Source organism: Terrabacter koreensis (genome assembly GCF_054783315.1).
In genome coordinates, this window is sequence record NZ_BAAGQU010000005.1 from 468,411 (window position 1) to 489,703 (window position 21,293).

Below are 21,293 nucleotides of genomic sequence, written 5' to 3' on the forward strand. Positions count from 1 at the left end.
GGTGTCACGACCCCGCTAACGCGTGCCCGACCTGGCGCAGGCTGTCGAGGTCGTGGACGTCGCGCCCCAGCGCGGGCACCTGGACCACGGGTATGCCGGGGTGTGACCGCGAGAAGCGCTGCGCGAGCTCACGCTGTCGCTCGGCCGTGCGGACGAGGGTGGCGTGGAGCCGGAGCAGGGCGGCCGCATTGGTCGCCGACTTCGGCCCACCGCCGTCCTCGAGCGCCTCGGCGACGGACAGCGCCCGCGACGGCGTGAGGCCCGTCGCCTCGACGCGGCCGATGCGGTTGACGACGAGCCCGGCGAGCGGCATCCGGTCCGCCTCGAGGCGATCGACGAAGTAGGACGCCTCACGCAGCGCGTCCCGTTCGGGGGCCGCGACCACGAGGAAGGCGGTGCCGTGCTCCGAGAGGAGCCGGTAGGTCTCGTCGGCACGTTCGCGGAAGCCGCCGAACATCGTGTCGAGCGCGTTGACGAAGGTCTGCACGTCAGTGAGCAGCTGCCCGCCGAGGATCTTCGTCATGGTCGAGGTGACCAGCTGCACGCCGACGCCGAAGACCTTGAGCCCGGCACGCCCGCCGGCCTTGGCCGGCGCGGTGAGCAGCCGGATGAAGCGGCCGTCGAGGAAGCTTCCGAGGCGGTTCGGGGCGTCGAGGAAGTCGAGGGCCGAGCGGGACGGCGGCGTGTCGACGACGATGAGGTCCCAGGGCGCGTCCGCGGTGCCGGCCGCTGCCTTGAGCTGCCCGAGCTTCTCCATCGCCATGTACTCCTGCGTGCCGGCGAACGAGCTGCTGACCGCGAGGTAGAACGGGTTCGCGAGGATCTGCTCCGCCTTGTCGGGGTCGGCGTGGGCGAGCACGACCTCGTCGAAGGTCCGCTTCATGTCGAGCATCATCGCGTGGAGGCTGCCGCCCGCCGAGCCGTCGATGTCGGTCACGGGGCGTGGCGTGTTGTCGAGCTCGGTCAGGCCGAGCGACTGCGCGAGTCGGCGGGCCGGGTCGATGGTGAGCACGACCACGCGCCGGCCTGCCTCGGCGGCGCGCAGCCCGAGGGCGGCCGCGGTGGTCGTCTTGCCGACGCCGCCCGCGCCGCAGCACACGATGATCGAGGTCTCGGGGTCGGCGAGCAGGGCGTCGACGTCGAGCGCTGGCGCCTCCTTCGCGACGGGGTCCGGGCTCACGGCTCGACTCCTTCGAGGGGCGTCACGAGGGGCGTCACGAAGGCCGGCACCAGCAGGTCGGCGAGCTCGCGCACCGAGCCCGAGTCGACCCCGCCCGGTAGCGCCGGCAGCTGGACGATCGGTAGACCGGTCGCCTCGAGCATCCCCATCTGCTCGCGTTCGAGGTCGATCCGCTGCGCGTGGTCGCGCGCCTCCTCGAGGAGGCCGTCGACGAGCTCGGTGGTGGCCTGGAGCCCGGCGTCGGCGAGCTGCGTGCGGATCGAGGCCTTGTGCAGTCGTCCGGCCCGCGCCTGGTCGAGGGCGATGTCGTCGAGGAGGGGGTCGCGCACCATGTTGACGACGATGGCGCCGGGGCGCAGCCCCTTGGACCGCAGCTCGTCCACCGCCTCGAGGGTCTCCTGGACCGGCATCTCCTCGAGCAGCGTGACGAGGTGGACGACGGTCTGCTCGGACTGCAGCAGGCGGGTGATCGCGCCCGCCTGCGAGTGGATGGGGCCGACGCGGGCCAGGTCGGCGACCTCGGAGTTGACCGAGAGGAACCGGCCGATCCGCCCGGTCGGCGGGGCGTCCAGCACGAGCGCGTCGTAGACCGGTGCGGCGTCGCCCTTGTGCCGGCCGTCGCGGCGTCGGCGGTTGGCCTCGTAGATCTTGCCGATGAGCAGGACGTCCCGCACACCGGGCGCGATCGTCGTGGCGAAGTCGATCGCGCCGAACTTCTCGAGCAGCCGCCCGGCACGGCCCAGCTTGTAGAAGAGCTGGAGGTACTCGAGCAGGGCCGCCTTCGGCTCGACCGAGAGACCGACGACCTCTCCGCCGCCGGACAGGCGCACGACGCGGGTCTCGTCGGTGCCGAGCGGGGGCACGTCGAAGGTCTGGCTGATGCCCTGGCGCCCCTCGACCTCGCTCAGCAGCACGCGTCCGGGCTTCGAGGCGAGGGCGAGCGCGAGGGCCGACGCGACGGTCGTCTTGCCGGTGCCGCCCTTGCCCGTGACGACGTGCAGCCGCGCGTTCGCCCAGGGTGGGTCGGTATGGCGGGTCGTCACGCTCCCACCCTATGGCGCCGCGCGCGGGAGCCCCCGGCGGCCGCCCCGTCCCGGGCCGTTGGCTGCGTCACTGTTCCACCGGGCGCAACAGTGACGAACGCCGGGGCGTGTCAGGGCGTCGACCGCTCGGCCAGTGAGCGCACCGCGGCGAGCACGTGGGCGAAGGCCGGGGCGGCCGGGTCGATGACGGCGAAGTGGTCGGCGCCCTCGACGACGTCCTCGGTGACGTCGCCGCCTGCAGCCGTCGCCTCCTTCACGTACGCGTCGGCGACCCCGAGCGGCACCGTGTCGTCGTCCGAGCCGTCGACGAGGCGTACGGGCACGGTGGGCGGGAGCGTGCTCATCGGGTCCGCCGACGCCCACGCCGCGGTGCCCGGGCCGGAGCCGACGAAGGCGCGCGCGGCGTCGTCGCCGAGGTGCAGCCGGTCGGCCGCGCCGAGGTCGACGACGCCGGCGAGCGACACGACGCCGGCGATGCCGCGCTCGCGGGCCCACGGCTGTCCGGCCACCCACGTGACGAGGTGGCCGCCGGCCGAGTGGCCGACGAGCACGAGCGGCTTGGGCAGGTCCGGCTGCGCCGCGATGGACGCGAGGACGTCGCGCATGTCGTCGAGGGTGCCGGGGACGCCGCCACCCGGCATACCTGCTCGGCGGTACTCGACGAGAGCGACGTGGTAGCCGGCTGCCGCAAAGGCCGTCGCCTCGGGGACGGCGTGCTCGCGGTCGTACTGCGCGCGCCAGAACCCGCCATGGACGACGACCACCGTCGCCTTCGCTGCGGCGCCGGCGGGCGGGTAGACGTCGTAGACCTGTGCGGGGTCGGCGCCGTAGGAACGGGTGGCGCTCGCGTCACCGACCGGGCCCGTCGGGGTGCTGGTGGGAGGTCTCGTCATGGTGGTCGACATCGTGCTCGCCGGGGCGTGGTCGGCGCCACCCGAGCACGCGGAGAGGGTCGCGAGGGCCGAGGTGACACTGAGTAGGGTGATGGCCATGACCCAGTGGGAATACCTCACCGCACCACTCCTGATCCACAACACCAAGCAGATCCTCGACAACTTCGGGGCAGACGGTTGGGAGCTCGTCCAGATCGTCAACGGTCCCGATGGTACGAGCCTCGTCGCCTACTTCAAGCGCCCGAAGTCCTGAGGAGCGAAGCCGATGTCTGCTGTCGAAGACCGCCTGTCCGAGCTCGGCCTCACCGTTCCCGAGGTCGTGCCGCCCGTCGCCGCCTACGTCCCCGTCGTCCGTGAGGGCGACCTCGTCTTCACCTCCGGTCAGCTGCCCATGGTCGACGGCTCCCTCGCCGCGACCGGCAAGGTCGGCGCCGAGGTCGACGCCGAGACCGCGAAGTCCCTCGCCGAGACGTGCGCCCTCAACGCGATCGCGGCGATCAAGAGCGAGGTCGGCGACCTCGACACGGTGAGCCGTGTCGTCAAGGTCGTCGGTTTCGTCGCCTCCGACCCGGGCTTCACCGGCCAGCCCGGGGTCATCAACGGCGCGAGCGAGCTGCTCGTGAAGGCGTTCGGTGACAAGGGGATCCACGCCCGTTCGGCCGTCGGTGTCAGTGCGCTCCCGCTGGACGCACCCGTCGAGGTCGAGGTCATCGTCTCCGTCGCCCGATGAGCGTCGGCGAACCCATGACCGCGGGACGACAGTTCCCGCTGACCACCACCCCGAGCATCTCCGACGCCGCCACCCGGTGGCTCGCCGGCGAGCGCTGGGACGAGGCCGAGCCGCGACCCGCGAGCACCGTCATGCTCCTGCGCGACGGCGACTCCGGCCCCGAGGTCTTCATGCTGCGGCGCGTCTCCGAGATGGAGTTCGCGCCCAGCACGATGGTCTTCCCCGGTGGCGGCGTCGACGACCGCGACGGCGAGGTGGGCCTGCCCTGGGCGGGACCCTCGCCGTCGGAGTGGGCCGAGCGCCTGGGCTGCTCGCCGGCCGAGGCGCAGATGTACGTCGCGGCCGCGATCCGTGAGGTGTTCGAGGAGTGCGGCGTGCTGCTGGCCGGCCCGTCAGCCAGCGGACCGCTCGCCCGGGTCGACGACCCCGAGTGGCTCGAGGTGCGCCGCCAGCTGGTGAGCCGGCAGGTGGCGCTCGCCGACGTGCTGCGCGACAAGGGCCTCGTGCTGAGGTCGGACCTCATCGTGGCGAAGGCCCACTGGGTGACGCCCGTCTTCGAGCCGCGGCGCTACGACACGTGGTTCTTCGCCGCGCTGATGCCGCCGTTCCAGGTGGCCGACGGCGAGACCACCGAGGCCGACCAGGCGGGCTGGGTGGTGCCCGAGGAGCTGCTGCGCGAGTATGCCGCAGGCTCCGCGCTCATGCTGCCGCCCACCGTCATCTGGGTGGAGCAGGTGCGTGAGGCGTCGTCGGCCGCGGACTTCGTGGTGCACAGCGAGTCGCTGCCGCTCGTCATGCCCGAGGTCGTCGCCGGCCCGTCCGGCGCCGCCATGGAGATCGTCGAGCGGTGACCGTCGTGGCGTCGCCGGTCCGTGGCCGGGAGGTGCGGCCGTGAACGGCACCGCAGCAGACCCGGCCTGGACCGGCGGCGTCACGAGCGAGCGTGCCGAGTGCGTGCTCTGCCCCAACCCGGGGCCGATGACCCTCGACGGCACGAACACCTGGCTGCTCGCCGAGCCCGGCTCCGACGAGGTCGTCGTCGTCGACCCGGGGCCCCTCGACGAGCGGCACCTCCAGCACGTGCTCGACCGGGTGGCCTCGACCGGGCGGCGGGTCGCGCTGACCCTGCTCACCCACGGGCACGACGACCATGCCGAGAGCGCGGACCGCTTCCACGAGCTGACCGGCTCTCCGGTCCGCGCCTTCGGTCGGGGCCACGACGACCTGTGGGCCGGCGAGACCATCCGGGTCGGTGGCCTCGAGATCCTCGCCGTCGAGACGCCCGGCCACACGAGCGACTCCTTCTCCTTCGTGCTGCCCGCCGACAACACGCTGGTCACGGGCGACACCGTCCTCGGTCGCGGCACCACCGTCGTCGCCTGGCCCGACGGCAGCCTTGAGGCCTACCTCGCGTCGCTCGAGCGCATCGAGTCACTGACGCGTGCCGGAACGGTGACGAGCCTGCTGCCGGGGCACGGGCCGTTCGTCGCCGACGCCGCGGCGACGGTCACCTTCTACCTCGAGCACCGCGCGGAGCGCCTCGACCAGGTGCGTCAGGCGGTCGCCCAGGGCGCGCAGACGGCATACGAGGTCGTCGAGCGCGTGTATGCCGACGTGCCGCGCAGCGTCTGGCCCGCCGCTGAGCTGTCGGTGCAGGCCCAGCTCGAGTACCTTCGCGAGCACGGTTGAGCGTCGCGACGCTCGCGAGGGCGGCTCTCGACCTCGTCGGTGACCATCGCCGGGTCGTGCTCGGCATCGCCGGGGTGCCGGGTGCCGGCAAGTCGACGCTCGCCGACGCCCTCGTCGCCGCGGTGGCCGCGGCTCGGGGCGAGGACTGGGTGGCGCACGTGCCGATGGACGGCTACCACCTCGCCGACGTGCAGCTCGAGCGTCTGGGAGCGTTGTCCCGCAAGGGTGCTCCTGACACGTTCGACGCCGAGGGCTACGCGCACCTGCTGCGCCGCCTCGTCGACGAGCCCGATTCGTGGGCCTACGCGCCCGGCTTCGAGCGCACCCTCGAGCAGCCGATCGCCGCTGCCGTGGTGGTGCCCCCGAGCGCGCGCCTCGTCGTCACCGAGGGCAACTACCTGCTGCTGCCCGAACCGCGCTGGCAGGCAGCACGATCCGCCATCGCCGAGGTCTGGTACGTCACGGGTGACGACGACCTCAGGCGCTCGAGGCTCGTCGAGCGGCACGTGACGTTCGGCAAGTCGCCGGACGCCGCGGCCGCCTGGGTCGAGCAGACCGACGAGGTCAACGCCGCACGCATCGCCGCGGCCGCAGGCGCCGCCGACCGCGTGGTCGTCAACGGGCCGGACGGCTGGTCGTTCGCGAGCTGAGCTGGTGGGCAGACGGATTCGCCGGCCGCCGCATCCGGCGGCGTGGCCGGGTCAGCGCGCGCGGCGCTTGAGGCGCTCGACGTCCTGGAGCAGGACGGCTCGTGCCTCCAGGCGCAGCCAGCCGCGCGTCGCGAAGTCGGCGAGCGCCTTGTTGACCGTCTCGCGCGAGGCGCCGACGAGCTGGGCGAGCTCCTCCTGCGTGAGGTCGTGCGAGACCATGATTCCGCCCTCGACCGGACGGCCGAAGCGCTCGGACAGGTCGAGCAGCGCCTTCGCGACGCGACCCGGCACGTCGGTGAAGACGAGGTCGGCGAGGTGGGCGTTGGTGCGGCGCAGACGCTGGGCCAGGGCCGCGAGCAGCGCCTTGGACACCTCGGGGCGGCCGGACAGCAGGCCCGTCAGCGACTCGTTGCCGACCCCGAGCAGCTGCGTCTCGGCGACCGCCGTGGCCGTCATCGTGCGCGGGCCCGGGTCGAAGAGGCTGAGCTCGCCGAACATCTCGCCCGGGCCGAGGATGGCGACGAGGTTCTCGCGCCCGTCGGGGCTCGTGCGGCCGAGCTTGATCTTGCCCTCGGCGATGACGTAGAGCGTGTCGCCGCGGTCGCCTTCGTGGAAGAGCACGTCGCCGCGCTCCATGTGCGAGCGGCTCATCTCCGACAGCAGCGCCGAGGCCGCCTCGTCGTCGAGAGCCTTGAACAGGGGGGCGCGCCGCACCACGTCGAGATCCACGGGGTCAGTGTGCCACGTCGCCTCCGTGCCCGCGCCGCCATCCGTCGCGAGCACCGTCACGTCGTCGACGGCGCCCGCTCACGCCTCGATGCGGTAGTCGATCGGCTTGCAGACGCCGTTGTTCGACTTCTCGGCGGAGCACGCGGTGAGACCGACGACGAGGTCTGCCTCTGCGCGCACGACGAACCGGTCGCCGACACGCGACGTCGGCGGGTCGATGTGGAGCTCGCCGTTCCGCTCGGCCCACACGTTCATGAAGATGTTGAGCGTCGTGCCGATGCGGTCGGGCGCGACGCCGAAGCGGCCCATGTTCGAGGCGAGGTTCTCGAAGCAGCTCGGGTGGTAGGCGCCCCCGAGCTCGGGGTAGAGCAGGTCGAACGTCTGCTGGCTGCACGGCGTGAGCAGCAGGTCGTGGCGGCCGCACGTGTCCTCGACGACAGTGGCCATCGGCGTGCTGCGGTTGCTGTAGAGCACCGTTCCCGTCGTGACGATCGTCGAGTTCGCGTAGTCGATGGTGCGTCCGGAGCTGAGCCACTCGTCGAGGTCGTCGGCCATCACGGCGAAGAAGTCGCTGACCTGCTCACCCGTCGGGTCCACGACGACGAGGCGCTCGCCGGCGCGCAGGAGGAAGGCGGCGCCGGTCTGGGGGGCGAGTCGGGTGAGCTCCACGTCGCCACCGTACGCCGGGACGAAGACCGGGCCTCCCGCCCCGAAGTGCCGGCCCTGGCCCGGGATCGGCGCCGGTGCCGTCGATGGCTGCGTGGGCGGAGCGCTCGTCGTGGTCGGGGCGTCCTTGGCGATGGTCATCGGCGGTCCTCCTCGTCGGCGGGGGTGGATGGGGTCGGGTGCACCTCGAGCGGCGGTTCCCAGCCGGGGTCGTGCGCGCGACCGGAGTACTGGAGCGCCTCGCTGCTCTCGCCGTGGTCGGCCACCATCGGGTTGACCGAGCCCTGCAGGTCGACGTCGCGGCGCCGGATCGTCGAGCGCATGCCGTCGAACCGTCCGTCGGCGCGCAGCTGCTCGAACTGGTCGTGGGGGTTGAAGACCAGGGTCGCGAGCGGGGCCCGACGCGCGACGCGGGACGCCGCCGGGTGCAGGCCGACGATGAAGTACGCCGTGCCTGCGACGCTGAAGGCGAAGTGCGGGTCGGTGGGGTCGGCCCCGACGCCCCGCGCCCACGTCTCGTCGTCGGCGTCGTGGAGGCGCTGGAGCAGCCTGAACAGCGAGGACTCGAACGCGGCCTCGTCGTCGTGCGCGGGTCGGCGGAAGGTGACGATGAAGGAGTGGAAGCCGTCCTCGCCGACGATGCCGTCGGCGAACCGCGTGAGCCGCTCCAGCAGCAGCTGCGGGGTGTCCGGGCCGTCCATGTCGTCGAGGACGGCGTGCTCGACGTTGCCCCGGCGGAACACCGACTTCGCCCCGAGGCACGGGAACTCGGCGTGCGTCACCATGAGCTCCATGGCCCGGACGACGTCCTGGTCGGGGGCGTGGTGCAGGTGCATGGCGTGGAGCGCGTCGAGCGTCGTCTCGAGTCCGCGCTCGTCGGTCGCCGCCTCCGGCGTCGTCGACGTCTCGGACGCGCCAGCCCGCGCGGCAGGCGCGGGCGCCGAAGCGCTGTCGTTCGCTTCCCGGTACATGTCTGCCTCCCTCCGGCAGGCAGTTCGTACCCATCTGCACCCTCCGAACGCACGCGGGACCGCGAGGAACGTTCGGGCGCAGCGGTCCTCGCCGCGGCCCCGGGGAGGTTGGCCGGCCCGTCGCCGACGCCGGCCGAGCGCACCGGGCGTGACCCAGCGCGGCGGCATACAGTGTCGTCCGTGTCCCCCCGCGCCATCGTGACTGCCGACGAGACCTCGATCTCGCGGACGCGTCGCGCCCGCAAGATGTACCGGTCGCTCCACGAGCGCTACCCGTACGCGCACTGCGAGCTCGACTTCACCACCCCGCTCGAGCTGCTCGTGGCGACCATCCTGTCGGCGCAGACCACCGACGTCGGGGTCAACAAGGTGACGCCCATCGTCTTCGCGAAGTACCGGACGGCCGCCGACTACGCCGGCGCCGACCGCACCGAGCTGGAGACGATCATCCAGCCGACCGGCTTCTACCGGAACAAGGCCGACGCCCTCATCAAGCTCGGCATCGCCCTCGTCGAGAACTTCGACGGCGAGGTGCCGCCGCGGCTCAAGGACCTCGTGACGCTCCCGGGGGTCGGGCGCAAGACGGCCAACGTCGTGCTCGGCAACGCGTTCGACATCCCGGGGATCACCGTCGACACCCACTTCGGTCGGCTCGTGCGCCGCTTCGGCTGGACCGAGGAGGAGGACCCCGTCAAGGTCGAGCACGAGATCGGCCGCCTCTTCATGCGCAAGGACTGGACGATGCTCAGCCACGTCGTCATCTTCCACGGGCGTCGCACGTGCCACGCGAAGAAGCCCGCCTGCGGCGCGTGCCCGGTGGCGCGCTGGTGCCCCAGCTACGGCATCGGCGAGACCGACCCCGACAAGGCCGCGAAGCTGCTGAAGTACGAGCTGGCGCCGAAGTGACGAAGGTGGTCAGCGGCATCGCGTATGCCGGCAGCTCGGGTTCCATCGACCCTGCACCCGTCCAGGGGCGGGGTCGCCTGCCCCGTCCGGCCTGGATGGACGCGGCCGTGCAGCGGCTCGAGAGCTTCCAGCCGGAGTGGTTCGCGCGGTTCGCACCGCCCGACGACGACGCCCGCGAGTCCGCGGTCCTCATCCTCTTCGGTCCGCCGCCCGCCGGTGCCGACGACCCCGGTGAGCACGTCGTGCTCATCGAGCGCTCGCACACGATGCGCACCCAGCCGGCGCAGATCGCCTTCCCCGGCGGCTCGCGCGACCCCGAGGACGCCGACCTCGTCGCCACGGCGCTGCGCGAGGCCCACGAGGAGACGGGGGTCGAACCCGAGGGCGTCGACGTCGTCGTGCAGCTGCCGCCGATCTTCCTCGCCCCGGCCCAGTTCGTCGTCACCCCGGTGCTCGCGTGGTGGGCACAGCCCTCGCCCATCGGCGTGCGTGACCCCGCCGAGGTGCACGACGTGCTCTCGGTGCCGGTGTCGCACCTCGTCGAGCCGGCCACGCGCTTCTCCGTGACCCACCCGTCGGGCTACGTCGGCCCGGGCTTCGACCTCGACGACCTGTTCCTCTGGGGCTTCACGGCAGGGCTCGTCAGCAGCGTGCTCGAGCTGGGCGGGCTCTCCGTGCCGTGGGACACCGACGTCAGGCGTGCTCTGCCCGAGCGCTTCCTGGGAGGGAGGCGCTGATGAGCGGAGGCACGGTGCTCGACATCGCCCTGGGACTGCTGCTGCTGGCGTACGCCTTCTCCGGCTACCGGCAGGGCCTGATCCAGAGCGTCTCGTCGCTGCTCGGCTTCTTCGCCTTCGCGATGCTGGCGGTCTGGCAGCTGCCGGGGATGCTGGCCCGCTGGGACGCCGTGGCCGAGAACGACCGCACGCGCGTCGTCGTGCTCATCGTCGGGGTGGTGGCCTTCGGGTGGCTCGGCCAGTACCTGGGCAGCCTGCTCGGGGCGCAGATCCGCAAGCGGGTGGGGCAGACGTCGCTGCGGCGGCTCGACTCGGTGCTCGGCGCGGTCGTCGTCATGCTGGCGGCGAGCCTCATCGTCTGGTTCATCGGTGGCGCGCTGCGCACGGCGGGCAACCCGGCGCTGTCGAAGGCCATGGCCGAGTCACGGGTGATGCGCGTGGTCAACTCGGTCGTCCCCGAGCAGACCGGCGACGTCTTCGCCAGCTTCCGTGGGTTCTTGTCGAGCCAGGGCTTCCCGCAGGTCTTCGGCGGACTGGCCCCGGAGCCGATCACCCCGGTGCAGGACCCCGACCCCGCTGTCGCGCGGTCGCAGGCGATCCGCGCTGCCGGGCGCTCCGTCGTCAAGGTGACCACCCAGTCCGAGTCGTGCCAGCGCGGGCAGGAGGGCACCGGCTGGGTGCTCTCGCCCGGGCACATCGTCACGAACGCCCACGTCGTCGCGGGCGCCGACCAGGTGCGCATCGAGGCCGGCGACCAGACCCTCCGGGCGCGGGTCATCGTCTTCGACCCGCGGCGCGACCTCGCCGTGCTCAGCGCGCCGGGCCTGTCCGCGCCGGCGCTGCCACTGGGCGGCGAGGTGACGCGGGGCGACTCGGCCGCCGTCCCCGGCTTCCCGCTCGACGGGCCCTACCGCGTCGTCTCGGCCCGGGTGCGCGCCCAGCTCGACGCCCGCGGACTCGACATCTACGGGCGCGAGCGCGTCGTGCGCGAGATCTACTCGCTCGCCGCGACCGTGCAGCCGGGCAACTCCGGTGGGCCGCTCCTCGACACGCAGGGCCGCGTCGTCGGCGTCATCTTCGCGAAGTCGCTCGAGGACGACACGACGGGCTATGCGCTGACCCTCGCGGAGGCCAAACCCGTCCTCGACGCGTCCGCCAACGCCCAGCTGGAGGTCGACACCGGCGCCTGCGTCGCCGGCTGAGCCGACGGACCCCCCGTCGCTGTCGCTGCGCCCACTGCCGCGCAGGTGTCGCCGGTGCCAGAGTGGTGCCATGCAGGTGTCGTTCGTCAGCGCTGACGGGATCACCGACCACGGGGTGGCCGACCTCGAGACGCTGCTCACGCGCAGCGACGGCTTCGCCTGGGTCGACGTGCCGGACTGGGACGCCGAGGCCGAGGCGGTGCTCGCGGGACCGATCAAGGCGCACCCGTTGGTCCGGCAGGCGTGTGCCGAGCGCAACTTCGTGCCGACCGTCCACGCGTACGAGCACCAGCTCTTCGTCATCCTCCACACCGCGCTGGCGGGGGAGAGCGGGCACGTGCACGTGCTCGAGCTCGACATGGTCGTCGGGGAGCACTGTCTCGTCACGGTGCACGGGCCGCGCAACCCGGTGGTGTCGGCCGAGGCAGCGAGCGAGGAGACCCGCGGGGTGCGCGCGCGTCTCGAGGCCGGGCGGCTGCGTCCGCAGTCGACGCACGACCTCGCGTACGCCATCGGCTCGGCCATCGCGCGCCGCCAGAGTGCCGCCGTGCGCCAGGTCGCGACGCGCCTGCCGCCGATGGAGGAACAGGTGATGGCCACCGACTTCCACCGGCCCGAGGCCCTGCTCGAGCAGCTCTTCCTCGTCCGCCACGAGCTGATGACGTCGCGCACGATGGCGGCACAGGCGTACGACATCCAGGCCCGCATCCACTCCCTCGAGCGGTTCGTGCCCGAGGAGGCCAAGCGGCACGCCCGCGACCTCGCCGAGCAGTTCGAACGCGTGCGCAACCTCGCGGACGGCGAGATGCAGTTCCTCGTCGGAGTCATCGACCTCTACCAGACGCGGGTCACGACGAAGATGACCGTCGCCATGGAGCGGCTGGCCGTCATCGCGGCGATCACGCTCCCGATCACGGCCATCGCGTCGGTCTACGGGATGAACCTCATCGTCAACGACGAGACGCACGTGCCGCAGCTGGTGGTCGTGCTCGGCGTCATGGCCGTGATCAGCCTCGGCCTGCTGCGCTGGGCCCACCGCCAGGGCTGGTGGTGAGAGTGGGTGAGGATCGACGCGTGGAGGTGACGTCCCCCGGTCTGGTGACCGACCTGGCGCTGCTCGAGCTGCAGGGCTCGACCGTCACCGACCGCGGCGACCACCTCGTCGTGCGCACCGACGCCAACCCGACCTTCTGGTGGGGCAACTTCGTGCTCGTCTCGGGTCCGGCTCGTGCCGCCGACCTCGACCACTGGGTCGCGACCTTCGAGCGGGAGCACCCTGACGCGGCGCACCGCGCGATCGCCTTCAGCGAGGTGGGCGGCGACACCGCGGCCTGGGTCGAGCAGGGGTGGGACGTGGAGGTCGACGTGGACCTCGCCACGACGACAGTGCCGTCGGGCGGGGCCGCGCCCGACGGAATACGGCTGCGGGAGCTCGTGGGTGACGACGACTGGGAGCAGTCGGCCGAGGTCGGCGGCAGCGACACCCCCACGGACCGCCGGGACGGGCGCCTCGAGTTCGAGCGCCGACGTGCTGCCGCCCAGCGCGGCCTCGCCGAGTCGGGTCGGGCGCGTTGGTTCGGGGCGTTCGAGGGCGACCGTCTCGTGAGCAACCTCGGCATCGTCAGGCTCGACGGACTGGCCCGCTATCAGGACGTCGTCACCCTGGCGACCCATCGAGGGCGTGGCATCGCGGGGGCGCTGGTGCGTGCTGCTGGCGCGTGGGCCCTCGAGGACCTCTCTGTCACAAGGCTGGTCATCGTCGCCGACCTCGACGGGCCTGCTCGTGGTCTCTACGAGCGGGCCGACTTCGTCGAGGTCGCGCGCCACGTCGCAGTGTCCCGTTCGATCCGGTAGACGCCGAGATGGCCGGTGCCCGGGGCGGGCACCGGCCACTCGTGGCGTGACGACGGTTGTGGAGGTGGCTGGGTTCAGCCGGTCTTGACGGCGAGCACCGGGCAGGCGGCGTCGAGCAGGAGGCGCTGGGCCGTCGAGCCGAGCAGCAGCTTGCCGACGGGCGAGCGGTGCCGGATCCCGATCACGAGCATCCGCGGAGCCTCCGCGTCGATGATCCCCAAGATCGCATCGGCGGGATCGGTGCCGTGCTCGACCCGACGCACCTCGTGCTCCACACCGGACTCGGCGAGGTCGGCGTCGAGGCGGTCGAGGTCGGAGCCCGCGGCCCGGTGCGCGTCGACGAGCTTGTCGTCGCGGGACATGTTGACGACGAGCACGCGGTCGCCGTGTGCCCGGGCCTCGGCCGTGGCTGCTGCCAGCGCTGCCTCGCCCTGTGGGGTAGGGATGTAGCCGACGAGGATGGTCATGCCCGTGCCTCCTGGTTGACCTCGGACGCCAGGGGCGAGCCGGGGCCGCCCTTGTCGCCCTTGTTGGCACGAGTGGTTCGGATGAGCTTCGCGATGAGGGGCCACAGGATCGTCAGCACGATGATGCCGTAGCAGGCCCAGGCCACCGGGCCGCCGACGAGGCCGCTGACCTCGCCGTGCGAGAGCTGCAGCGAACGGCGCAGGTGCAGCTCCGCGATGGGCGCCAGGATGACGCCGATGATGAGCGGCAGCACCGGGAAGCCGAACCGGCGGATCGCGAAGCCGATGAGACCGATGGCGAGCAGCAGGTAGAGGTCGAACGGCTGGCCGTTGACCGCCCACGCACCCATGGTCGCGAAGAAGAGGATCCCGGCATACAGGTAGGGGCGCGGGATCTGGAGCAGCTTGGCCCAGAGGGGAGCGAGAGGCAGGTTCAGCGCGAGCAGCAGGGTGTTGCCGACGAAGAGGCTCGCGACCAGCGTCCACACGAGCGCAGGCTGCTTCTCGATGAGCAGCGGGCCCGGCTCGAGCCCTCGCCCCTGGAGGAAGGTGAGGATGATCGCCGCGGTCGCGTTGGTCGGCAGGCCGATGGCGAGCAGCGGCACGAGCGTGCCTGCGGCGGACGCGTTGTTGGCGGCCTCCGGTCCGGCGACGCCCTCGATGGCGCCGTGACCGAACTCCTCCGGGTGCTTGGTCAGCTTGCGCTCGGTGACGTAGGACAGGAAGGTCGGCACCTCGGCACCGCCGGCGGGGATGGCGCCGAAGGGGAAACCGAGCGCGGTGCCGCGCAGCCACGGCTTCCACGAGCGCTTCCAGTCCTGCCGGCCCATCCACGGCTGGCCGACCGGGATGACGCCGGCAGCCTTGCGCCGCAAGTGTGCTGCGACCCAGAGGGCCTCACCGACGGCGAAGAGCCCGACGGCGACGACGACGATGTCGATGCCGTCCGCGAGCTGCGGGAGGTCGAACGTCATGCGCTGCTGACCGGTCACCTTGTCGATGCCGACGATGCCGATCGAGAGGCCGATGAGCAGGGCCGCGAAGCCGCGCAGTCGCGAGGAGCCGAGGACCATGCTGGCGCCGACGAAGGCGAGCATGATGATGGCGAAGTACTCGGGGGAGCCGAGGTCGATGGCGAACGAGACCACCTGCGGCATGACGAGCACGAGCAGCACCGTGGCGATGGTGCCGGCGACGAACGAACCGATGGCAGCGGTGGCGAGCGCCTGGGCGGCGCGTCCCGCCTTGGCCATCTTGTTGCCCTCGAGCGCCGTGACGACCGAGGACGACTCGCCGGGTGTGTTGAGCAGGATCGAGGTCGTCGACCCGCCGTACATGCCGCCGTAGAAGATGCCGGCGAACATGATGAGCGCCTGGGTGGTGTCGAGCGTGAACGTGATCGGCAGCAGGAGGGCGACCGTCATCGCCGGTCCGATGCCGGGCAGCACGCCGACGGCCGTGCCGACGACGACGCCGACGAAGGCGAAGAGCAGGTTCAGCGGCGTCATGACGTGCCCGAACCCCTCGATGAGGTGGTTGAAGTTGTCCATCACAGAATCCCTTGCAGGACGCCGGCGGGCAGGTTGACGCCGAGCCCGATGGCGAACACGTAGAAGGTGAGGAGCGAGATCGCGAGCCCGGCGAGGACGCCACGCACGTAGTGGCGGTTGCCGAGCGCGAACGCGCAGCCCGCGAAGAGGAGCGTGCCCGCGATGACCCATCCGAGCGTCTCCATGAGGGCGGCGCTCACGCCGAAGACGACCACGAGCAGGCCGACGGTCTTCCAGTCCGCCTTGCTCGTGAGGTCGATGTCCTCGCCCTCGTCGGCCGCGCCGACGCCACCGCGCCGGATGTCGATGGCGTAGAGGACGGAGACGATGAGCAGCAGGATCCCGAGGATGGTCGGGATGACCTTGGGGCCGAGCGAGTCGTTGCTGCTGGCCACGGGGGCGAGCGAGGCGGCGTTGACGAGCAGGAGGATGCCGAGGCCGGCGAGGGCCGCGCACATTCCGTACTGTGCGCGGTCCCCGCCCTGGGTCTCGACGTCCTGGGCCGCGGTGCTGTGGTCAGTGCGGTCAGGAGTCACGTCGGACATGTCAGCTCGTCAGTCCCAGGCCCTGGAGGATGTCGGCGACGGCCTTGTCCTGGTCCTTGAGGAAGGTGCCGAACTGGTCGCCCGTCTCGAACGCGTCGGTCCAGCCACGCTTCTCGAGCTCGGCCTTCCACGCGTCGGTGCCGTGCATCTTGGTGAGGGCGTCGATCCAGACCTGCTTGTCGGCGGCCGAGATCTCCGGCGGGGCGACGATCCCGCGCCAGTTGGTGAAGGTGAAGTCGATGCCCGACTCCTTCATCGTCGGCACGTCGGGCAGGGCGTCGACACGCTTGTCGCTCGTGACGGCGAGGACGCGGATGGAGCCGGACTTCACCTGCTCGAGGAACTCGCCGAAGCCGCTGGCGCCGAAGGCGATCTTGTTGCCGAGGACCGCGGGGAGCAGCTCGCCGCCGCCGTCGTAGGAGATGTAGGAGACCTTGGTCGGGTCGATGCCCACGGCCTTGGCCAGCTGCATCGGCAGCAGGTGGTCGGGGCCGCCCGGGCTGGAGCCGCCGCCGACGTTGACCTTGCTCGGGTCCTTCTTCCACGCGTCGACGAGGCTCTTGACGTCCTTGTACGGCGAGTCCTTCGGCACGACGATGGCGCCGGCCTCCTCGATCAGCTTGGCGATCGGGGTGGTGTCGTTGAGCGTCGCCTTCGACTTCTGCGTGTAGGCCGCGCCGACGACGCCGAGGCCCATCTGCATGGCGAGCTTGCCGTTGCCCTTCTCGTTGACGACGCGCTGGAGGCCGACGGTGCCCCCGGCGCCCGGCAGGTTGAAGACCTGGATCGAGCCCGTGACCTTCTGGTTCTCGAGGACCTGTGCGACGGTGCGTGCGGTCGTGTCGTAGCCACCGCCGGGGCTGTTGGGAACCATGATCTGCAGGTTCGAGGCGGGGCCGGCTGCGGCGCCGGTGGACGCGCTGTCCTTCTTGGCAGTCGCGCCGCAGGCCGACAGGGCGAGGGCCCCTGCCGCGGCGATCGCGAGGACGGCGCTGATGCGGACGGGGCGGGCGTGGCCGCCGGAGGAGGTGCTGCGAGTGCTCATCGGTGAGATCTCTTTCGCGTTCATGGGCTGGAACGGCATGATCGTGCCCGCACCCGATGCAGGGTGTCCCCCTTGTGTCACCAATGAAGGTTGAGTTCGTTGTGGTCAGGCAGAGCAGCGGCCGGTGGTTCGGTCGGCTGACGCTCACCGGGCAGCTGTTCGCCGTCCAGGTGCTCATACTCGTGGGCATCCTCGTCGCGGTCGGCTTCGTCTCGCTGGCGCAGTCGGAGGCGACGTTCACGCGCACCGAGGGGCGACGCGTGTCGGCAATCGCCGAGCAGATGGCGAGCACCCCGATCGTGCGCACCGAGATGGCGCCCGGCGGGGTCGTCAACGTCCTGCCGTCGCTGATGCAGTCGATCGTGACGCAGTACAGCGTCACGTCGATGACGGTGGCCGATGCCGACGAGATGGTACGCGTGTCGTCCGATCCGACGCTCGAGCGCGCGCCCATCCCGCTCGGGTCGCCGGCGGTGGCCGACGGGGCGAGCTGGACGGGCGTCATGGACGTGCGCGGCGAGCGGATGATCGTCGCGCAGAGCCCGCTGCTCTTCGTGCCCGACCCGTCGCAGACGGGTCCGCAACCTCCCGTCGGCACGCAGCTGGGCACCGTCATGATCGCCGTGCACATGCCCTCGGCGCTCGACCGCCTCCAGGGCGCGTCCGCCTACCTGCCCACCTACCTCGGCATCGCGCTGGTGGTCGGCGGCTTCGGCTCGTGGCTGCTGTCGCGACGCATCAGGCGACAGACGCTTGGCCTCGAGCCGGCCGAGATCACCGGTCTCGCCGAGAGCCGAGAGGCGATGCTCTTCGGGCTGGCCGAGGGCGTCGTCGCGCTGGACACGAACGAGCGGATCACCTTGGTGAACAACGTCGCCCAGCGCCTGCTCGACCTGCCGGAGCACGCCGTCGGCATGCGGCTCGACGACCTGCCGATCGGGCCGCGCCTCCGTGACGTGCTGCGCGGGGTGGACGAGAACGGCGGCTCCGAACAGTCGCCCGAGAGCCGTGCGGACGCGCCGCGGGACCAGGTGGTGCTGCGCCGCGGACGGGTGCTCGTCATGAACCGCATGGAGGTCACCAAGGACGGCCGGCCGCTGGGGTCGGTGACGACCCTGCGCGACCGCACCGAGCTGGCCGACCTCGAACGCGAGCTGGGCTCGTTCCGCAGCACCACCGAGCTGCTGCGGGCGCAGGCGCACGAGTTCGCCAACCAGCTGCACACCATCTCCGGACTCATCCAGCTCGGTGAGTACGACGAGGTCGTTCGCTTCGTCGACTCCGTGAGCCAGCACCGCGCCCAGCTCGACCTCGCGGTGTCGCGCCGCGTCGGCGACACCGCGCTCGCGGCCCTGCTCATGGCCAAGGCCGCGCAGGCCACCGAGCGCCGCGTCGAGCTGCGGGTGTCGGAGGAGACCTCGATCGGCCGCCTGACGCAGCGCGACTCGGCCGACGTGTCGGTCGTCGTCGGCAACCTCGTCGACAACGCCATCGACGCCGTCGCGTCGTCGACGGGCCCGGAGCGCTGGGTCGAGCTGACCATCCGCCAGGACGCGTCGACGGTCGAGGTGAGCGTCGTGGACTCCGGCCCCGGCGTCGCCCCCGACGTCGTCACCGAGGTGTTCACGCACGGCTTCACGACCAAGGCCGCCCAGGCAGGGGAGCGCGGCATCGGACTGGCGCTGACGCGCCTGATCTGCCAGCGTCGGGGCGGCGAGGTGGATGTCGACAACACCCCGGACGGCGCCCGCTTCGTCGCCCGCCTCACCGTCGAGGCCGGTGCACCACACGCCAAGGAGACCGGATGATCCGCGTGCTCGTCGTCGACGACGACTTCATGGTGGCGCGCATCCATCGTGGGTTCGTCGAGCGGGTCGAGGGGTTCGAGGTCGTCGGCACCGCGCGGTCGGGGGCGGAGGCGCTCGAGCTCGTCGACGAGCTGCACCCGGACCTCGTGCTGCTCGACCTCTACCTGCCCGACACCTTCGGGCTCGACCTCGTCACGCAGCTGAGGTCTGCCGGGGCCACGTGCGACGTCCTCGTCATCACCGCGGCGAAGGAGGCCGAGTCGGTGCGGCGGGCGGTCCGTGAGGGGGTCGTCGGCTACGTGCTCAAGCCGTTCGCCTTCCCGGACCTCGAGCAGCGGCTCCAGTCGTATGCCGCCGACCGGGTGCGAGCTCTCGCCGATGACGACCTCACGCAGGAGCGGATCGACGCCGCGTTCGTGTCGGGCCAGGCCGCAGCGGGTCGCGCGTCGGCACCCCTGCCGAAGGGCCTCAGCGCCGAGACGGCGGAGTCCGTGGCGACGGCGCTGCTGAAGGCGGCTGACAGTCTGTCTGCGACGGAATGCGCTGAGGCCGTGGGGATCTCACGCGTCAGCGCGCGTCGCTACCTCGAGTACTTCGTGTCCGGTGGGCAGGCCGTGGTGTCGCTGCGCTACGGCGCGACGGGCCGCCCCGAGCGGCGCTACCGCCGGGCCTGAGCGCGGTCACGTCCGACCACCCGGCCGTATGCCGGAGGGCACCGTCCACGCGGACGGTGCCCTCCGGCATACGTGCTCGGGATCGAGCGTTCAGGTCAGGTGACCTTGACCGCGCGGCTGGGGCTGTACGAGGCGAGGTGGTCGGTGTCGGCCGGCAGGTAGACGCGGTAGGTGAAGGTGCCGCGCGCCGTTGGCTTGACCGAGAAGGCGTACGTGCTCGTCGACGTCAGCGCACGACTCGTCACAGTCGTCCAGACGTTGTTCCCCGCATAGCGCTGGACGTAGACGGCGCGGCCGGCGTGCGTCGGCGCGACCGAACCCGACACGGTGAAGGTGCCGCCGAGTGGGAGCGTCGTGCGGCTGACGGCGCTCGTCACCGCCGCGCGCACGCTCACACGACGCACCGCACTCGCCGACCCGACAAACGTGTTCGACCCGCGGTAGATCCACTGGTAGTCGAGCGAGGTGGTCGGCTTGTGAACGACGGACACCGTGCCGGTGGAACTCGTCGTGCGGGTCGCCAACAGGGCCCACGCAGTGGTTCCGGCCCGCCGCATGTACAGCTGCATCGGGACTCCGGCAACGGCAGCGCCGTTGACGCCACGCGTGATCCGGGTGCTCACCGTGACCGAGCCCCCGTAGGTGACGGAGGTGACGTTGGACGCCATCGTCTCGGTGGTGCCGACGATGGTCACGGCGGATGACGGACCGTAGTTGCCGCCTCGATCCTTGGGCCAGATGCGGAAGCTGTAGGTCGTGCCCTGAGCCAAGGCGAGGCTGACGCTCGTGCCTGCTCCCGAATAGGAGCTCGAGCCCGACGTCACCGAGGCAGGCGCGGTGGATCCCGTTGCCATCCGGACGATGTAGCGGTCGAGGTCGTTGATCGCCGGTGCAGTCCACGTGAGTGTCGCGGCGCGGAAACCACCTGCGACCTTGAAGCCGCCCACTGCCGGGGGCGGGGTGTCGGTGGTGCGATAGGTGGACGTGAAGGCCGTCGTCATCTTTGCACCCGAGGAGTCCTGCACACCCGAGACGAGGAGCCGGTAGGGAGCACCCTCGGGGAGGGCGGTCGAGGGCCTGATGGTGGCCACGCGAGTCGAGGCCTCGTAGGTGACGGTGGCCGGGACGCGGGCCCCGGTCTTGCCGTCGAGGATCCCCACGGTCGACGCGCTCACCGAGGCCGGGGCCACGTCCCGGGCGAAGGTCACAGTAGGGGCGGCGGTCACTGCTGATCCACCGAAGTCCGCCGGGGTCGCGCTGCGGACCCACAACGCGGGCTGGATGGCCGGGGTCTCCGCCGTAGCGTTGTGGAGCACCGCGACGCCGGTCCTCGTCATGAGAGCCGCGTCGACGCGTCCGTCGCCGTCCAGGTCGCCGGTGGACAGCTCTCCCTGCCTGGCCGGCCAGATCGAGGCGCCTAAGAAGTGAAGTGTCGAGCGAATCGTGACAGACCGGACGCCCCGTATGCCGCAAAGCCGACGATGCGGTCACGGCCCGAAGGAGGGCACGTCGTCGTGAAGGTGAACGCGCCGTGGCTCGTTGTCGCAGGGCGAACTGGAGGCTCGGGAAACTGCCTGCACGGGTGTTCAGACATTTGAACGCGGGCCTCGAGCGTGCGCTCGTTGAGCGTTTGCATGGTTGAACGCCAAACCGGTCTGGATGCCTCGAAACCGCTCTTACCTTTCTGTTGTGCCGCGGGGGCGGTCCGCATCAGTCATGTTTCGTTAGGTGAGGGGAAGCCGGGGATGGATATCCAGAGGAGCGCGCCACAGGGGGCGCAGCCACGTCGCAGACGTGGCGCAGGGGGAGTCGCGCGACGGCTTCTGGCGGGGGCCGCGGTCTCCGGTGTGGTGATCGGCGGCGTCAACGTCGCGCCGACCTTCGCGACGCCGATCACGAGTGCCTCGTTCAGCGGGGGCGCGGGGACCGTGTCGACAGGGGACGGCCTTTTTGC

At 71.5% G+C, this 21,293-nt stretch carries 23 protein-coding genes; 12 read left to right on the forward strand and 11 right to left on the reverse strand.

What is annotated here, in order from left to right; translation table 11 throughout:
• Positions 1-4 precede the first annotated feature (4 nt).
• The 3 genes from ACYVNR_RS14440 to ACYVNR_RS14450 form a co-directional block, all read right to left on the reverse strand.
• Complete coding sequence (locus tag ACYVNR_RS14440; RefSeq protein ID WP_461048810.1) at positions 5-1,180, reverse strand: ArsA family ATPase; 1,176 nt, start codon at positions 1,178-1,180, stop codon at positions 5-7.
• Positions 1,177-2,223 (reverse strand): ArsA-related P-loop ATPase, encoded by a 1,047-nt coding sequence (locus tag ACYVNR_RS14445; RefSeq protein ID WP_458799493.1) that lies wholly within the window; start codon positions 2,221-2,223, stop codon positions 1,177-1,179. The genes ACYVNR_RS14440 and ACYVNR_RS14445 overlap by 4 nt, the downstream gene beginning before the upstream one ends.
• Before the next feature lie 110 nt (positions 2,224-2,333).
• The gene (locus ACYVNR_RS14450) at positions 2,334-3,215 is read right to left on the reverse strand and encodes an alpha/beta hydrolase (RefSeq protein WP_461048812.1); all 882 of its coding nucleotides are present in this window, start codon (positions 3,213-3,215) and stop codon (positions 2,334-2,336) included.
• Between ACYVNR_RS14450 and ACYVNR_RS14455 the strand changes: the two genes are divergently transcribed.
• The 5 genes from ACYVNR_RS14455 to ACYVNR_RS14475 are packed head-to-tail and all read left to right on the forward strand — an operon-like array spanning position 3,214 to position 6,185.
• Entirely contained in the window at positions 3,214-3,369 is a 156-nt protein-coding gene (locus ACYVNR_RS14455; protein ID WP_142179199.1) for a DUF4177 domain-containing protein, read from the forward strand. The two genes, ACYVNR_RS14450 and ACYVNR_RS14455, sit on opposite strands and share 2 nt — an antisense overlap.
• A 12-nt stretch (positions 3,370-3,381) precedes the next feature.
• Complete coding sequence (locus ACYVNR_RS14460) at positions 3,382-3,846, forward strand: RidA family protein (RefSeq protein ID WP_458799495.1); 465 nt, start codon at positions 3,382-3,384, stop codon at positions 3,844-3,846.
• A gap of 14 nt (positions 3,847-3,860) precedes the next feature.
• Positions 3,861-4,697, forward strand: a complete 837-nt coding sequence (locus ACYVNR_RS14465; protein WP_045190796.1) for an NUDIX hydrolase — start codon at positions 3,861-3,863, stop codon at positions 4,695-4,697.
• Positions 4,698-4,737: 40 nt separating this feature from the next.
• On the forward strand, positions 4,738-5,535 hold the full coding sequence (locus ACYVNR_RS14470) for an MBL fold metallo-hydrolase (RefSeq protein WP_045190700.1): 798 nt from the start codon (positions 4,738-4,740) through the stop codon (positions 5,533-5,535).
• Positions 5,532-6,185 (forward strand): nucleoside/nucleotide kinase family protein, encoded by a 654-nt coding sequence (locus ACYVNR_RS14475; RefSeq protein WP_461048815.1) that lies wholly within the window; start codon positions 5,532-5,534, stop codon positions 6,183-6,185. The genes ACYVNR_RS14470 and ACYVNR_RS14475 overlap by 4 nt, the downstream gene beginning before the upstream one ends.
• A gap of 51 nt (positions 6,186-6,236) precedes the next feature.
• Here the strand turns inward: ACYVNR_RS14475 and ACYVNR_RS14480 are convergent, their stop codons facing one another.
• The 3 genes from ACYVNR_RS14480 to gntA all read right to left on the reverse strand — a co-directional run bounded on the left by ACYVNR_RS14480 (position 6,237) and on the right by gntA (position 8,551).
• Positions 6,237-6,914, reverse strand: a complete 678-nt coding sequence (locus ACYVNR_RS14480) for a Crp/Fnr family transcriptional regulator (RefSeq protein ID WP_045190795.1) — start codon at positions 6,912-6,914, stop codon at positions 6,237-6,239.
• A gap of 78 nt (positions 6,915-6,992) precedes the next feature.
• Positions 6,993-7,721, reverse strand: a complete 729-nt coding sequence (locus ACYVNR_RS14485) for a DUF1989 domain-containing protein (protein WP_461048818.1) — start codon at positions 7,719-7,721, stop codon at positions 6,993-6,995.
• Complete coding sequence (gene gntA, locus ACYVNR_RS14490; protein ID WP_461048820.1) at positions 7,718-8,551, reverse strand: guanitoxin biosynthesis heme-dependent pre-guanitoxin N-hydroxylase GntA; 834 nt, start codon at positions 8,549-8,551, stop codon at positions 7,718-7,720. Before gntA ends, ACYVNR_RS14485 begins: the two co-directional genes overlap by 4 nt.
• Positions 8,552-8,797: 246 nt before the next feature.
• On the opposite strand from gntA, the gene nth reads away from it, so the two are divergent.
• The 5 genes from nth to ACYVNR_RS14515 all read left to right on the forward strand — a co-directional run bounded on the left by nth (position 8,798) and on the right by ACYVNR_RS14515 (position 13,250).
• Complete coding sequence (nth, locus tag ACYVNR_RS14495) at positions 8,798-9,457, forward strand: endonuclease III (protein WP_458799572.1); 660 nt, start codon at positions 8,798-8,800, stop codon at positions 9,455-9,457.
• Positions 9,454-10,194, forward strand: coding sequence for an NUDIX hydrolase (locus tag ACYVNR_RS14500; protein ID WP_461048822.1), 741 nt, complete (start codon positions 9,454-9,456; stop codon positions 10,192-10,194). Before nth ends, ACYVNR_RS14500 begins: the two co-directional genes overlap by 4 nt.
• Entirely contained in the window at positions 10,194-11,396 is a 1,203-nt protein-coding gene (locus ACYVNR_RS14505) for a MarP family serine protease (protein ID WP_461048824.1), read from the forward strand. The genes ACYVNR_RS14500 and ACYVNR_RS14505 overlap by 1 nt, the downstream gene beginning before the upstream one ends.
• A 70-nt stretch (positions 11,397-11,466) precedes the next feature.
• Positions 11,467-12,450 (forward strand): magnesium transporter CorA family protein, encoded by a 984-nt coding sequence (locus ACYVNR_RS14510; RefSeq protein WP_458799509.1) that lies wholly within the window; start codon positions 11,467-11,469, stop codon positions 12,448-12,450.
• Between the two features lie 20 nt (positions 12,451-12,470).
• Positions 12,471-13,250, forward strand: coding sequence for a GNAT family N-acetyltransferase (locus ACYVNR_RS14515; protein ID WP_461048826.1), 780 nt, complete (start codon positions 12,471-12,473; stop codon positions 13,248-13,250).
• Between the two features lie 74 nt (positions 13,251-13,324).
• Here ACYVNR_RS14515 and ACYVNR_RS14520 read toward each other — a convergent pair whose 3' ends face one another.
• Genes ACYVNR_RS14520 through ACYVNR_RS14535 form a run of 4 tightly spaced genes read right to left on the reverse strand, consistent with a single transcriptional unit; the run spans position 13,325 to position 16,857 of the window.
• Complete coding sequence (locus ACYVNR_RS14520) at positions 13,325-13,717, reverse strand: universal stress protein (protein WP_461048828.1); 393 nt, start codon at positions 13,715-13,717, stop codon at positions 13,325-13,327.
• Positions 13,714-15,267, reverse strand: a complete 1,554-nt coding sequence (locus tag ACYVNR_RS14525; protein WP_461048830.1) for a tripartite tricarboxylate transporter permease — start codon at positions 15,265-15,267, stop codon at positions 13,714-13,716. Before ACYVNR_RS14525 ends, ACYVNR_RS14520 begins: the two co-directional genes overlap by 4 nt.
• Positions 15,267-15,812, reverse strand: a complete 546-nt coding sequence (locus ACYVNR_RS14530) for a tripartite tricarboxylate transporter TctB family protein (protein ID WP_082080882.1) — start codon at positions 15,810-15,812, stop codon at positions 15,267-15,269. Before ACYVNR_RS14530 ends, ACYVNR_RS14525 begins: the two co-directional genes overlap by 1 nt.
• A 1-nt stretch (position 15,813) precedes the next feature.
• Positions 15,814-16,857 carry a Bug family tripartite tricarboxylate transporter substrate binding protein gene (locus ACYVNR_RS14535; RefSeq protein ID WP_045190790.1) on the reverse strand — a complete coding sequence of 348 codons (1,044 nt, stop codon included), beginning with the start codon at positions 16,855-16,857 and terminating at the stop codon, positions 15,814-15,816.
• Between the two features lie 101 nt (positions 16,858-16,958).
• Between ACYVNR_RS14535 and ACYVNR_RS14540 the strand changes: the two genes are divergently transcribed.
• Both ACYVNR_RS14540 and ACYVNR_RS14545 read left to right on the forward strand, forming a co-directional pair.
• Positions 16,959-18,665 carry a sensor histidine kinase gene (locus tag ACYVNR_RS14540; protein ID WP_461048833.1) on the forward strand — a complete coding sequence of 569 codons (1,707 nt, stop codon included), beginning with the start codon at positions 16,959-16,961 and terminating at the stop codon, positions 18,663-18,665.
• Positions 18,662-19,339 carry a response regulator gene (locus tag ACYVNR_RS14545; RefSeq protein ID WP_461048835.1) on the forward strand — a complete coding sequence of 226 codons (678 nt, stop codon included), beginning with the start codon at positions 18,662-18,664 and terminating at the stop codon, positions 19,337-19,339. Before ACYVNR_RS14540 ends, ACYVNR_RS14545 begins: the two co-directional genes overlap by 4 nt.
• Before the next feature lie 95 nt (positions 19,340-19,434).
• Here ACYVNR_RS14545 and ACYVNR_RS14550 read toward each other — a convergent pair whose 3' ends face one another.
• Positions 19,435-20,676, reverse strand: coding sequence for an Ig-like domain-containing protein (locus ACYVNR_RS14550; RefSeq protein WP_461048837.1), 1,242 nt, complete (start codon positions 20,674-20,676; stop codon positions 19,435-19,437).
• Positions 20,677-21,293: the final 617 nt, after the last annotated feature.